Here is a 15,133-nt window from a genome sequence, read left to right as displayed (position 1 = left end):
TTAACTTTTAATCTTAGCTGTATGACTGGGTATTGTATTTTATAATTAATCTATTTCTTCACAATCAAGAACTCTGAGCGTCTGTTTTGTGCATCTTGTTCTTGGGTACAATTCGTACCGCATTTTACTTTTTGTTCAGTGCTTCCGAATCCTTTACCTGAAATACGACCTTGAGTGATTCCTTTAGAAATCAAGTACTGAACAGTTGATTGTGCTCTTCTTTCTGACAAGTTTAGGTTGTAGTTTAAACTTCCTTTTGAATCGGTATGTGATTTAACAAAAATGACCATAGAAGGATTGTCTTGCATCACTTTTACTAACTTATCCAATTCAACAGCACCTTGAGCGGTGATGTTGCTTTTATCATATTCAAAATAAATCGGATTCAAGATAACTTCTGTATCGGTAATAATCACTTCAGATGGCGCTAAGGCAACCTCAACAACTGTCTCACCTGCTTTTACTGCTTTTACCGCTGAAGATGCAGTTTCAAAATTTTGGGCAGCTACTTGTAAACCGTAACCTAAATTACATTCAATAGGGTAACTTACTTTTCCTTCAGCATTAGATTTCTCTGTAGCGATTACATTGCCTTTTAAGTCTAAAATAGCTACCGAAGCATTAGTCAATGGCGCTTTTGTTTTGGCATTAGTTACTAAAACAATAGCTTCTGCTTTACAAAGTGGAGCTGCTGAAAATATAGCATCGTCACCATTTCTGTTGGAAGAGAAATAACCAATATTAGCATTTTTATTAAAACTGAAGGAGAAATCATCTTTCTCACTATTCACCGGTTTACCGAGATTTATGGCTTGATCTGAACCATTTAAATTGGTTTTGTAAACGTCAAATCCACCCAACCCTTGTCTTCCTAAAGAAGCAAAATACAAAGTATTATCTTCTGCAATGAAAGGGAAATTTTCTTTATCGGCTGTATTTACATTTGGACCTAAATTTTGAGGTTTACCATAACCATTAGCTTCTACAGTCACTTTCCAAATATCAGACTCACCCAATCCGCCCGGCATGTTAGAAGCAAAATACAAGGTTTTACCATCTTTACTCAAACTTGGATTGGTAGCTGAATAACTGGTGCTATTAAAAGGCAAAGCTTCAACATTGGTCCATTTACCATCTACTTTTGTGGCTTTGTAAATACCTTGTTGTCCAATTTTAGTATTGCTTTTTTTGCTTTTTTCGTATTGCCCTTCACTGTGACCGTCTCTGGCGAAAAACATGATATTTCCGTCAGCACTCAAAGTAACCGGACCGTCGTGAAATGGTGTGTTTAATTCTCTAACCGGTGTTGGTTCAGAAAAACTTCCTTTGTCATCTCTTGTTGATTGGTAAATGTCTAAATATGGTTGGTTATTCCATTTATCCGTTTTATTGGAACTGTTTCTGGTACTGGCAAAATAAAGAATATTGTCATTGGTCAATAACGCTCCGAAATCACTTTGTCCTTTACTTTTGATATTGGTTTCGGCAACATCAAATAATTTTGAATTGGTAGCCAAACTCGGGATGTAATTTGGGTTCGCCAAATGTTCTTTTGCTCTGTCGTCTTTAGGCATCATTTTGGCAAAAACATCCATTTGTTTATTGGCTTCCGAATATTTCCCCAAAACTTTTAAAGTTTGCGCATAACGGTAATAAGTTTCTGCATCCGCTTTACCTTTGGCCGTTGCTTTAGCAAACCATTTTGAGGCGTTTTCTGAATCAAAAACATTGTAATAACTTTCGGCTAATTGGGTATAAATGTATTCATTAGCTCCTTTGCTTTCGGCTAGTTTCTGGTATTCCTCGATAGCAGCAACATACTGATAGCTTTCAAAAAGCTTATCGGCTTTAGCGGTAGCACTATTTTGCCCGTAACTTGCTGTTAGCATTAATATCAAACTAAAGGTGATATATGTTTTTTTACTCATAAGTTTAATATTGGATTTTTGGTATTCGTGAATCTTCGATTTCATAATTGTTGTTTTTAGAAAAATCTTGGTGAAACAGAAACTTTTTTAGACAAATTTAAATCAAATAATAACATAAACTCATGTGAAGCCGGAGATGTTCCATTGATTTCTGAAATAACATGGTCATAAGCATAGCCAATTCTGACCGAAGGTGTTACTGCAAAGTTAATCATGGCTCCGAAAGAGTCGTCTAAACGATAGGTTCCGCCGATTTCATATTTTTCAAAGAACAAGAAGTTAGCCGAACAGTCAAGAGATGTTGGTGCTTTGAAAGCTGATTTCAACATAAATGATGGTTTAAATTTGGTGTTAGCCGATAAGTCAAACACATAACCACTGGTTAAAAAATAGTGTTGGGTATCGCTTCCAAATTGGTACTCTTGTCCGTTTCGGGTGATGTCTAAATGTTTTCCATCTAACATATTCGGTACCGATAAAGCGGCATAATATTTATTAGTATAGAAGAACAAGCCGGTTCCAATATTCAATTTGATATTGTTGCTGTTTTCGTCAAAGGCAAAATCGCCCGGTTGTTGGGTATACCCATTTCCAATATCTGAAAACAAGCCGATTTTTTGAAAAGTAGCCCCGGCTTTCAAACCAAAAGCCAATTTGCTTTGGCCACCCATACTAACGGTGTAAGAGAAATCTCCATATACATTGGTTTCTTCCACAGGACCAATTTTATCTGAAATAGCAGACAATCCCAATCCTACATTTTTACCAACGGGACTGTGAATAGCGAAAGTAGCCGTCTTTGGAGCGCCTTCTAAGCCAACCCATTGTTGGCGGTAAAGTAATCCTCCCGAAATATTATCTTTTGAACCTGCGTATGCCGGATTCATGACGTTCATATTATACATATATTGTGTATAATGTGGATCTTGCTGTGCTTTTACCTCCAATGCGAACAATGATAGTAATGCCAGTGCTAAATATCCTTTTTTCATTAGGTGTGTCATTTTATTTAATAATAGTTTGTTGGTAAACACAAACAAACTGTTTATACTCATTTGATTAATACTGTCTGTTTATGTAAACCCATCCGGTTTTGTTAGCACCTTCACTAGTGTGAATACTATAGAAATAAGTACCATCCGGTAATTCATCACCACCGTCTGATTGTCCTTTCCATTGGTTAGTATAATTTCCGGAGAAAGAGAATACTTTGGTTCCGTAACGGTTGAAGATAATAATATCTTTCACGCCGTAACCGGTTAAATCAAAGGTGTCATTCAATTGGTCATTGTTAGGCGAAATTCCTCTTGGAATCACTCTACAAGGATTATTTTCTACGGTAAAACTTTGAGTTGTATCACATCCGTTTAATCCAATGGTAACCGAGAAAGTAATTGGTAAAACCATAGAAGGGTTTTGAGCCATATACTCATCTACATTGAAAGAACCATTTGTTCCTACGATAGTTGTTCCTTGCATCCAAGTGTAACTTACTGTATCAGTATTAAAGTTTGCATCGATTACATCTAAAGTCAGCATGCTGTTTTGACAAGAATCACCAATGGCAAAAATTAACTCGGGAGTAATTGTAATAACCGCTGAGTCTGTAACTACTTGACTACATGAACTGGTTCCTGATGCTGTCACATCCACTAAAGTATAAGTAGTTGTGGCAGTCAAAGCCGATGTAGTAATCGAAGCATTACCTGAAGCATCTAACACTGTCGTTTGATTAGCCCCTCCGTTTACGGTATAGCTTACCGTTGCATTTGGCGTTCCGTTGAATGTTACGGTTGCTGTTGATCCGCTACAAACGGAAGTAGTTCCTGAAATGGTTACTGTTGGCAATGTTTCAACGGTTACTATGGCAGTTCCCGATTGAGTTTGAGAACACGAAGACAATGTTGCACTTGAAACACTTAATAATTGGTAAGTGAATACTCCAACGGTTGCCGTTGGCACGTTAACAGAAACGCTGTTTCCACTAGTAGTTGTTATCGTTTGAGAAGTACCACCGTTTACATTATAAGTGAAAGTATAAGGTTGAGCACCTCCAACACCGGTAAATGTAATATTTGTTCCGGTTGCGTTTTGACAAACAGTTGTAGTTCCAGAAATAGTAGCAGTTGGTAAAGAAACAACTGTTACCACAGCAGAACCTGACACCGTTTGACTACAAGCAGTAGTCCCTGAAGCCGTTACACTAACTAAAGTATAAGTTGCTGTTGCGGTTAAAGCTGCAGTAGTAATTGTTGCTGTACCCGAAGCATCTAAAACAATAGTTTGGTTTGCACCACCATTCACGGTATAAGTCACCGTTGCATTTGGTGTACCGTTAAATGAAATGGTTGCTGTTGACCCTTCACAAATTGTGGAAGTACCAGAAATGGCCGCTGTTGGTAAAGCCTCAACTGTTACTACAGCTGAACCTGATTGTGTTTGAGAACATGAGGTTAATCCGGCGCTTGAAACACTTACCAAAGTATAAGTAAATACTCCGACAGTTGTCGTTGGCACACTGATTGAAACACTGTTCCCCGTTGTTGTTGTTAAAGTTTGGTTTGCCCCACCATTGATAGTATAGGTGAAGGTGTATGGTTCGGCACCATTAGCGCCGGTGAATGTAATAGTTGAATTAGCGGCATTTTGACAAACAGCAGTCGTACCGGTAATTGTTGCTGTCGGTAGTGCTCCAACGGTAATTGTTGCTGAACCTGAAACAGTTTGGCTACAAGTTGTAGTTCCCGAAACCACGCTTACTAAATCATAAGTACTGTTAGCAGTCAATGCAGGAGTTGTAAGTGTAGCGTTTCCTGTGGCATCCAAAGTAATGGTTTGGTTGGTTCCACCATCAACAGTATACGATACAACGGCATTTGGTGTACCGCTAAATGTAATTACCGCAGTCGCACCGGAACAAATTGAAGTTGTCCCTGAAATAGCAGCAGTTGGTAAAGTATTAATTGTTATTGTAGCTAAACCGGTTTGCACTTGGCTACAAGCTAAAGTTCCCGAAGCAGTAACACTTACCAAAGAATATGTACTGTCTACAGTTAATGCAGGAGTAGTAATTGTGGCAATTCCGGAGGCATTCAATACAATAGTTTGATTCGCACCACCGTCAACTGAGTAAGTTACTGTAGCATTTGGCGTTCCGTTGAAAGTTATAGTAGTGGTCGCTCCCGAACAGATACTGGTTGTTCCTGAAATGGTCGCTGTTGGTAATGATTCAACTGTTATCAAAGCATTACCCGTTTGTACTTGACTACACGGATTAGTTCCAGTAGAGGTTACACTTACTAAATCATAACTTGCATTGGCAGTCAAAGCAGCAGTTGTTAACGTTGCAACTCCTGTGGCATCCAAAGTAATGGTTTGGTTGGACCCTCCGTTTACTGTATAAGTTACTACAGCATTTGGTGTTCCATTAAAGGTTATTACTGCTGTTGTCCCTTCACAAATTGTGGTAGTTCCCGAAATAGTGGCAGTTGGTAAGTCATTTACTTGAACCACAACTTGTGCTCTTGGTCCTTCACAACCGTTAGAATCTACTGCAGCAGCATAATAAACTTGGGAGTTGCCTGCTGAAACAGTGCTTGGTGTTGGAGCTACTGTTGTGCCTGTTCCTCCAACCGCTTGGGTATACCAATTAACTGTATGACCTGATGCAGCAGTGGCTGTTAAAGGCGTAGCTATATCATTAACACAATATACTACCGGGCTAACAACTTGAGTAGTTTCGTTTGTTCCTTGTTTTGTAATTGTTATTGTTTTATCACAGTAGCGAGATTTCCAATAGAACACATAACTTCCGGGAGCAGTGAATCCTGAAACGTTAGTTGATCCACTGTTTGGATTGGCTATTGTTGTAGTTGCAGGATTATTAGCATCTGCTTCCCACATTCCAACTCCATTAGCATTAAAGGCCATAGCAGTAGTTGTACAATCTAAGGTTGTATCAGCAGTATTAATTGTAATATCAACATTTGCTTTGAAATTAGCGGCATCTAAAATATGTCCGATATTATTCCCCAGCGTACGGAAAATAAAACGGGTAGTGGTTTGTCCGCTCGGAATGTTATAACTGCCTTGCACCAATTCCCAATCCGTACTATTCGCATTATGCTCAGCAATTACTGTAAATGGTCCTGAAGGCGGTCCTGCAAATAATTGAACCGTGGTTCCGGTGGTACTATTTTGTCTTGTGCCACTAGCAAAGCTATAGTCCATCACTGTAATTTCAGAAGTATCAAAATCTTTATACAATCCTTTAATATTAGGATCATTCGGATCCCATGCATCTGTACCGTCTTGTGTTAATTGAACACACTGTCCCCCTTCATATGGAATTACCCCTATATTGTTTCCTTCAAGGAAGAACATGGTTCCCCAATCAGTATTGGTTCTCCAGCCCGGTATTACTCTTGAATTAAGAATAGTTGAAATTCCTGATACAGTCTGCATTGGTAATTTTTCAAAACTATAATTAAAAGCATCCATATCACACAAATCTTCAGGAGTAGTCACACAAATATGGAATGTTTTATTAGTAATTCCTGGATCATTTAAAGTCAGTCTTATTTTATAAGTATTACCAACCACTAGTTCGCTAGTATATTTAGCTACAAATGAATTGTTATTACTACATCCTTTTTCAACAAGAGATCCGTCACCTTGGACTTCATATAAAGACATCATGATTTGCGGCCAAGCTCCAACATAACCTCCGGTATAATAAGTTCCAGGCGCAAAGTCACTTAATTCAACAACATGTACTTTTGAAGTGGCAACAAAGTCATACCAAATATCTCCGCTGTTCACGCCCGGACAAGAAGTCGGAACCGTGGAAGCTGTTGCGGTAATGAAAGAAGCATCAGCTCCTGAAACATCACAAGTTGAACCTGTATTCACTTGTAAACGAACAGCGTTTGCCGGTTCATCATTTCTGATAAACACTTTTGGTCCCGACCAATAACTTTTATTTGTTGAACCACATACGGCACGAACCAAATATTCATAAGTACCATCGGCAGCATTCATAAAATCAGCGGCTACCGGAGTATAACTTGGTGTATTTACAATGGTTCCTGATTGTGGTATAGTCCCGTTTTGATAGGGTTGTACAAAAACTTCCCATTGGGTTTCTGAACCGCCCGGTGTCCATGAAAAGACTCCTTGGTTACTTACTGCTAAATTAGTAGGCTGCGGACATGTCACAACACCACAACTGGCCACGCTGGTAAACAACGTAGTGTTTACGGTACCTAAACCTAGTGGGCTTGTCCAAACAACATTATTAGACTCGTCTCTGATGACAATTTGGGCTTGTGAATATTGTAAACCACTACCAAATCCATTCCAGTATAGTGAAAACTCAACACCTGAACATAAGTAAACCTGATAATCCAAAACGGCAGGCTGACCAAAAGTTGGAAACTCTAATGCTTGCACTACAGTCCCATTTTGCATTACAGTTACGTTATCAGTAACGGTACCTGTACTTCCGTTGGTAACTGACATGGTATATAAACAAACGGTTGTAAAATCACATCTTGTTAAAATTTCAAAAGGTCCAACCCATATACTTTCTGATGAATCGCTACAAATAGCTCTAATGTAATATTGGTAAAGTGTTGAAGGTGTTAATCCTGTAACTGTATAAGGGTGAGCATTAGCTGTATAAAGATATGCAGGCAAAGTATCTCCTACCGGTGCCGGTGTTCCATAAGGTTGCACTGAAATCTCCCAAGCGGTTTCTGTTCCTGTGGTTTCCCAATTAATCTGAGCAGAAACATCCAGTATGTCTGATGTAGTCACATTTATCACTTCAGGACAAGCCGGAATATCTTCTACAATTACGTTGTCAATAAAGGTATATTGCCCTCTGTAATTCCAAGGGTTTGGTGGAAAGAATGGGGTATGAAAAGCAATATTAATATTTGAATCCGTAGTAATTTGGTCTAAGTTAATGACCATTTCTCTCGTTTCTGTATTATTAATCACTTCATGAGTAAATACAATATGTAATGGTCCTGCCATAGTAATAGTTGCGGCTTCAGACACTGTAATTGTATTGCCAACCACATTAGTTACTGTAGTTGCATATGGAATAGGGAAACCAGGAATGTAAAACGTATCTCCAACACGAACTCCTGATCCATCAGCTACCGTTATTGTACTTGAACCCGCTGTCGTTCCGGCAGCATCTATAGTGGTGGTAAAATTATTTTCGTATAAAATGGTTGTAAATTGGTTGGTAGCTACACCATTTACAGACAGCATTACTTTTAAATCCTCTTCGAAGAAATTGCTGTATGTTTTGTAGTAAAAACGCAATCTTTGTCCGGCATGAGCCGAAAGTGTTGGGGTAATTAACCAATCATTATTGTTTCCATTTGTTCCGGTAAATAGAGCGGCCATTTGGTTACCAAACATTGGTTGCACCGTTTGGTTAAGATTCCAAGTGTTATCGTCTGCAACGTTATTGTAAACCGTCCAACAAGTCTCTGTTGGTGAAGTTGTATCAAAAGTTTCCAAAAATGGTGTTGGTAAGGCATCACAAATCGTTCTGAAAAGGAATGGTCCAACCCAAACACTACTTTCTGTATCACTACAAACTGCTCTTACATAATATTCGTAAGGGGTATCTTGTGTTAATGAAGTGACCTGGTAGGTTGGTGTATTATTGACTGTAACTCCAGAACCTGTAGGCACCCCTGACATTGGTGCTTGAACTACAACTTCCCACTGGGTTTCAGTATAACCCGGAGTCCAACTTAAATTGGCTGTGGTTTGTGTTATATTCTCAGCGGTTAAACCAGCTATATCAGGGTTCGGACATGCTGGGGCGTCTTCAATTACAAAATCATCAATGGTTACGAGACCGGTTTGTGCCGGATTAGGCATATTAGGAGGCATACGGAAAGCGATGTAAGTCGTTCCGGTTCCTGTGAATAAAACTGAATCTTCCTGAAAACTGTCATTGGTAAAATCGTGCAACGGAATCAAAGTAGTGTAAGTAGCAAAATCAGGCGTTGAAGACATCAATACTTCAAAGTTCCCTCTCGGATACAATGCAATCGGACCAATTCCGGCAGTTACCCTATAGTTAAAACGCAACCTTTTAAGACCAACGGCATTAACCGGTACACTGATTAACCAATCGTTATAAGAAACAAAAGGATCAAAAAAGGTGATTGGCTGTGGTCGTATGTTGGCATCTGTTGTACCGATTATCCATTTTGCGGGGTCTCCGTTAGCATTGTTTACAGACCAACAGAATTTCTTCGTATTAGGGTCATTGCTATTATAACTTTCATAATAGGGTGTAGGTTGTTCAATACATAAAGTATTAAAGTTAATAGGCCCTACCCAAATACTTTGCTCAGAAGCAGAACAATAAGCTCTCATGTAGAACTCATATTGTGTAGAAGGATTTAATCCGGTTATAGTAAACGGATTAGTATTCACAATATTCACCACAGCACCGGGAACAAATGGTTCCGTAGGCACACCTGTTCCTAAAGGCTGTGCCACCAATTGCCATTGCGTATTAGCGTAACCATTTGTCCAAGAAATTTCGACTGAATCTGTATCTAAAGTTCCCGGAGTAACCACCGGATAAGCCGGCTCCGAACAAGCCGGTAAATCTTCTATATAAACATCATCAATATACAACCATGATCCTGCTTGCAGAGCACCCGGTGGCACTACCCAAGCAATATTAACATCTGCCTCAATATTAGGTAACGGAACAATCATTTCAATAAAATTGTATGCCGTTGTATATTGGGCCAAAGGCACTACGGTTGTAGTAAAAGTATTTGGACCAACACCAGTCGTTGACATTCTTATTTCAAATGAACCAGGTCCGCCTGTTGGGTTGTTTACAATTAGCCCCCAGTTTCCATAAAAATTGTATCTGAAACGGAGTCTTTTTTGTGTAACACCATCAAAGTGAAAGGTTGGTGTAACCAACATATCGTTATTATTTGTCGACTCTGAAACTCTTAATTTCGCAACAGGCTCGCTAAAAGCATTTGGACCAAACCAAAAGAATCTTTCGTCATTATTCAAATTCAAAGAAGTCCAACATGGTTCCGGAGTATTAACGCTTGAGGTAGCATTGTTAAATCCGGTATAATAAGGTAATGGTAAAGGATTACAAAGTGTAGTGAAAGTTCTTGGCGCTGACCAAGACCCCGGAGTTCCATTACAAACGGAACGAACATATAATTTATAATCCATTCCGGGAGTAAGACTCGATATCGGATTGTTTACATTAGTATTGGTAGCAATTCCTGATTGAGCCGCTGTTGGAGCCGGATCAGTAGCTGGTAAAACCAAATATTCCCATGCACTTACCAAATTCTGAACATTATCCCAAGAAGCTGTCGCGGTAGTTTGCAACAAATCGCTTATAGATAATGACGGCTGAGTTGGTGAAGGACAGGTTGAACCACTAATACTAAAGGTAAAACAAATACCTGCTCCCGGATTAGTGTGTTGATAAGGTGACGAGATTACGAATATATAAGTTTGACCTGCTTGGGCATAGAAATTCGGAATTTGATAAGGAGTATTAGGGTTGGTGGTGTAAAGTGCAGCCAAACAACCAGCAGAAGTTCCAACACCGGCGCAACCATCAAAAACGAAAACACTCGAAAGTGCATTATAACAATTATTACCACCACCGCCTGAAGCTGTATTGGTGGTCTGAGTAATATTGATTAACCCTGAAGCAGTTGGCGTGTAAGTAAGATAAAGGTGGTTTCCTAATAATAGGTTCTGAGTTTGATTTGCTGGTTGACAACTCATCCCTTGGCTATTCATCGGTACATATGTAGTCCCGTCATAATACTGATCCAAATTGGTTATCAGAGTATATGGTGTAGTTATAACATCCGGTGGAATTACGATAGCCGACGGACAAGTTAAACCAACTACAGAAGTGGTAAAAGAAAAAGGACCTGCCCAAGCACTTGACGTTTCTGAGTCACAATTGGCAATAATGTAAAAATCATAGCTTGTTGCAGGGTTTAATCCTGTGGGATTATAAGTTGTTCCGGTTACCGGGATTCCGGTAGCACCATGCCCTGCTCCTGCCGGGACAACTTCTACTCCGAATGATGTTGCAGTAGGATGTGTCCATGATATACTGGCACCATCAATTCCGGGAACTATTGTTGGAGTTGCCACTGGATCGCAACTTGACATGACCCTAACCCTATCAACAAACCAAGTATCTCCTATGGTTGCTGTGGTTCCTAGTTGATTAGTGATGGCAACAAAAGCAATATTAACCGGAATTCCTGCTCCAACCGCTCCGAGTGAAACAATCTTTTCTTCATAAGTAGTTGCAGAAACATTTAATTGAGCCTCAGTCCATGAAGCCAAAGTAACATTATAACTGGTAAGATCAGCCTGATTACCGGTGGAGATTCTCACCTGATAGGTAGTACCTCTGTTAGAAAAACTCCCTTGCTTGGTCATGAAACGAATCTCTCCATTAGCCGGAGTGATGTATTGAGAGGTAATCATAAAATACTCCGCAGTAGTATTTTGTGTGTTATTCAATGACGGATTCACCGTTGCGCCTCCGGTACCTAAATATCCCCCGGCAGCTGTATGAACCCAGTTATTGGCAAATACCGTTTCTGTTCCGCCTTGTCTTCCTTTGACAAGCCATGAAGCCGGTATACCACTTTCGAAATGTTCTGTTTGGCTGTAACCAAAATTGGCTACAATCAGAAATACCATAACGAAAAATTTCTGAAGTACTATTTTATTAATAAAGTAGTCTACATTACCATTATTTTTTTGAAAAAAACCATGTAGTGGTTTAGGCAATATAGTTTCAAAAAAGGAATAATTTTTCTGCATTTTGTTAATTATTAAATTGGTTGTATTAGTTTATTTTAAAAAAATTAATTTTCTTTTTCGAATGTCGTCTGACTGAAAAATTAATTTCGATTTTTAAAAATGATCTTTCCATTTTGCCCTATCAGTTTTTAATATTTCTTGCTTGAGAAAAGTAAATAGTCCTTCTAAATTTGATTTGAAATCTATCTGTTTGAAAACAGAAAGCTCTTTGAAATGTTAAAATTTAGACTGAATACGCTTCGGCAATTTTTGGCTGTAAGAACAAATTCATTTCAACCTCTGTTTTGGCTTAATTTGATCTAAAAAAAGACAAAAATGAGAGAAAATTACTGAAATAAAAAAACTAACAAAACCCTGATTTACAGCAATAAACAACAGTATTTATGTGCGTTTTTTAATTCCTTACACTAAGATACGCAAATAGCAAGAGTCGGAAAATGATTTTACTTTATAATTTACTGAATTTATAAAGTATAACAGGTGGATTTGGAGTGAATTTAGGGGGAAAAATAGGGTTTAAGCCTCTTTGCCTTTCTTGTTTTGTAAAATGTAAATTTGGCTTTTTATGGCTTCAATTTCTTTGTTTTTACGTTTAATTATTACGTAGAAAAATAAAACAATAAGAGTTAAAACAAAAAATAAAACAAGTAGTAAATAATAAAATTTATTGGAAAGTTCGTCACGATTTGCTTTTGATTCGGCTTCTTTAACCCCTAGTGACTCACCTACGGATAAACGTTCACGATCTTTAATTTGCTTTTGGACTTCGATAAATTTTTGTTGATTGGTTTTGAATTGATTCCAATCATTAATAGCTAAATAGTTCTCAGATAATCCCATGTAAATCTCTTGATTCAGGATTAAATCATTAACTTCAGAAGAAAGATATAAAGCTTCATCAAGTGCTTTGATGGCCTCGATGTTTCTGCCTTCGAGAGTAAATACCTTAGCTGAACCCTTTAAGGCAAAGGCTTGTAAACTTTTAGCATTTACTTTTTTGGCCATTTGTACAGCTATCTGAAAATTTTCTAGCGCTGATTTGTTATTCTTTAACAACAAATAACAATTTCCTTTGTTATAGGTCGCGATACTAATTTTGGATAAATCTGATTCTTTATTTGATTTTTTTAACTCGGCAATCCCTCTGTCTAAAAAGGCAATGGCAATGGCGCAGCTAAGCTTTTCTTTGTAAATAAATCCTCTTACGATATAGTTTTTACCCAATTCAGTATGAATAGAATCTTTAACAGGATACTCCCCTATTAACTGTTCGGCTTGGTCTAAATATTGAATAGCTTTGTCATAAACCTTTAATTGGTGGTATTGAATACCCATTTTATTGACAATGGTTATTTTAAGCAGTTCATCATTGGTTTCATCCAATAATTCATTGGCTTTAATAACGTACTCTAATGACTTTTCATAATCACGTCGGGAAGAATAAGCATCTGAAATAATCTTGTATGCTTTAATTTTATAATCAACATTGTCTCCGGCCATCTTAATAATCTTGTGCCCTAACTTGATTACATTATCCGGATTTGCATAAATTTCTGTAGAAGCTACTTTGAGGATACTATCTATACTTTTGAGGTTTTGAGAACTCAAAGTATCAGCAATTACAAGTTTTGCAACAAGTAATATCAGCATATAGTATATATTCTTCTTAGTATTCATTTACTCTTCTAACAGATTATTTTCTTTTTCTTGATTTAATAATTCTATAAACTTAACCGGTGATATTCCGGTTATCGATTTAAATACCGTGGCAAAGCTGCTATGGGATGAAAAACCGCAGTTTTCGGCCAAATAACTAATCTTATAATTGATAAAATTAGGGTCAGTCTTGAGTTTTTCAATAATGTAATTAATCCTCAATTTATTGATATAAGTATTAAAATTAACATTGTAATGGGTGTTTATAATTTCCGACAAGTATTTGGTATTTGAGTCTAGTTGACCCGCTAAAACCGCTAGTGAAATATCTTTATTGATAAAACGTTTTGAACTTTCAAATTTCTTGAGTTTATTTAAAATTTGCTCTTCTGTTTCCTTGAGAATGACATTCTTTTTAGGCTCGTTTTTTTTATCTGTTACGGTAAAACTTTCTAAAAGATTGCTTCTTGTAATTTCGATATAACTAATAATCTCATCTAAACCTTTCTTTCGTTGCATTACTTTTTGCCAAAATAAAAGACAAATAAGGATAGTAATAAAAAACAAGGCTGAGATGACGTACAAGAAATTAATATAGTTTGACTTGTCTTTAGAATACTCATCGGCATATTCATCGGAAACAAGATTATATGTGGTATTAATAGCTTCTTGTTCTTGGGCTTCCGTTTCGCTTTGGGCTTCAAAAAATTTGATATTAATTGCCTTATAATTGGTCAAATCATTTAATGCCAAATAACTGGAACTTTGTAACTGCATGATTTTAACTTGCCAGAAAAGGTTACCCAACTTTTTCGCTTGAACCAAAGCCTCTTCGGTTAATTTAATGACATCTTGGTGCTCTTTTTTGTAAAAAGAAATACCCGCCAAACCATAAAGAGCATCAATTTTAGAATAGGCATTGTCCCCATTTTGCTCATTAATCATAGCTATAGCTGAATCAAAATATTTTTTAGAAGCTGCTAAATCCTTTTTTTCCAAAAACAAATGTCCCAGCGTTATGTCAAAATACAACTCTAACTCTTTGAAGTCGCTTGCCATTTTAGTCAAAAAAGCTTCTTGTGATTTTAGCAAGTTGATTCCTTTATCAACTTGACCTTCTTTCAAAAAATACCTTGCTTTTTCTATGTCAATTGAAATTTCGTAATAGGGCTTTAATTTGTCATTGGTCACATTATTAACCTCATTTTCCAAATTAGTCAATATTTTTTTTGCTTGCTTATCTAAAGACAACTCTCTTAGCAGTATGACTTTATTAATTTCGATTCCTATTTTTTCCTCTTCATCCAAATACTCTTCGTAATTCTTTTCTTCATAGAGAAAATTTAAAGCACTGCTGTAGTCTCCTTTTACTTTATAAGCCTTAGAAATTAAAAAATTGACATGCGCCTTTTCCTTATTTGAAATACCGGTTTTACTCAATAAATATTGGGCAACTTTTAACGCTTGATCAGGGTTTGAATTGATTAATCTTTCGATATCACCTGTTAAGTGATGCTTGTTTTCAGATGATTGCGCACTTATAGTGGTATGGAAAAATCCAATGAAAAAAAACAAATAAAAGAGGCTATTTATTTTAGCAAGACAATTCATGCTTTTTCAGGTAATTTGTTTAGCAATTTTCTAATCGGAATGGTAAATATATCTAT

The 15,133-nt window shown here is 37.3% G+C and carries 5 protein-coding genes; all 5 read right to left on the bottom strand.

Features of this window, described 5'->3' with window-relative positions:
- Positions 1-50 precede the first annotated feature (50 nt).
- The 5 genes from P7V56_RS04995 to P7V56_RS04975 all read right to left on the bottom strand — a co-directional run bounded on the left by P7V56_RS04995 (position 51) and on the right by P7V56_RS04975 (position 15,041).
- Complete coding sequence (locus P7V56_RS04995; RefSeq protein ID WP_304986239.1) at positions 51-1,973, bottom strand: OmpA family protein; 1,923 nt, start codon at positions 1,971-1,973, stop codon at positions 51-53.
- A gap of 11 nt (positions 1,974-1,984) precedes the next feature.
- Positions 1,985-2,920: a PorP/SprF family type IX secretion system membrane protein gene (locus P7V56_RS04990; RefSeq protein WP_171223385.1), complete on the bottom strand. Its 936-nt coding sequence runs from the start codon at positions 2,918-2,920 to the stop codon at positions 1,985-1,987.
- 67 nt (positions 2,921-2,987) lie between these two features.
- Positions 2,988-11,687, bottom strand: coding sequence for a choice-of-anchor J domain-containing protein (locus P7V56_RS04985; RefSeq protein WP_171223386.1), 8,700 nt, complete (start codon positions 11,685-11,687; stop codon positions 2,988-2,990).
- Positions 11,688-12,326: 639 nt separating this feature from the next.
- Positions 12,327-13,460 (bottom strand): tetratricopeptide repeat protein, encoded by a 1,134-nt coding sequence (locus P7V56_RS04980; RefSeq protein ID WP_171223387.1) that lies wholly within the window; start codon positions 13,458-13,460, stop codon positions 12,327-12,329.
- A 27-nt stretch (positions 13,461-13,487) separates the two neighbouring features.
- Entirely contained in the window at positions 13,488-15,041 is a 1,554-nt protein-coding gene (locus P7V56_RS04975; RefSeq protein WP_171223388.1) for an AraC family transcriptional regulator, read from the bottom strand.
- Positions 15,042-15,133: the final 92 nt, after the last annotated feature.

This window comes from Flavobacterium sp. IMCC34852 (assembly GCF_030643905.1).
GTDB lineage: Bacteria > Bacteroidota > Bacteroidia > Flavobacteriales > Flavobacteriaceae > Flavobacterium > Flavobacterium rivulicola.
This window is presented reverse-complemented; position numbering and strand designations above follow the sequence as displayed.

What these genes read in the sequence shown, in the direction of transcription:
- P7V56_RS04985 (WP_171223386.1), bottom strand. Translation starts at nt 11,687, where the DNA reads ATGGTATTTCTGATTGTAGCCAATTTTGGTTACAGCCAAACAGAACAT.
- P7V56_RS04995 (WP_304986239.1), bottom strand. Translation starts at nt 1,973, where the DNA reads ATGAAATCGAAGATTCACGAATACCAAAAATCCAATATTAAACTTATG.
- P7V56_RS04980 (WP_171223387.1), bottom strand. Translation starts at nt 13,460, where the DNA reads ATGCTGATATTACTTGTTGCAAAACTTGTAATTGCTGATACTTTGAGT.
- P7V56_RS04990 (WP_171223385.1), bottom strand. Translation starts at nt 2,920, where the DNA reads ATGAAAAAAGGATATTTAGCACTGGCATTACTATCATTGTTCGCATTG.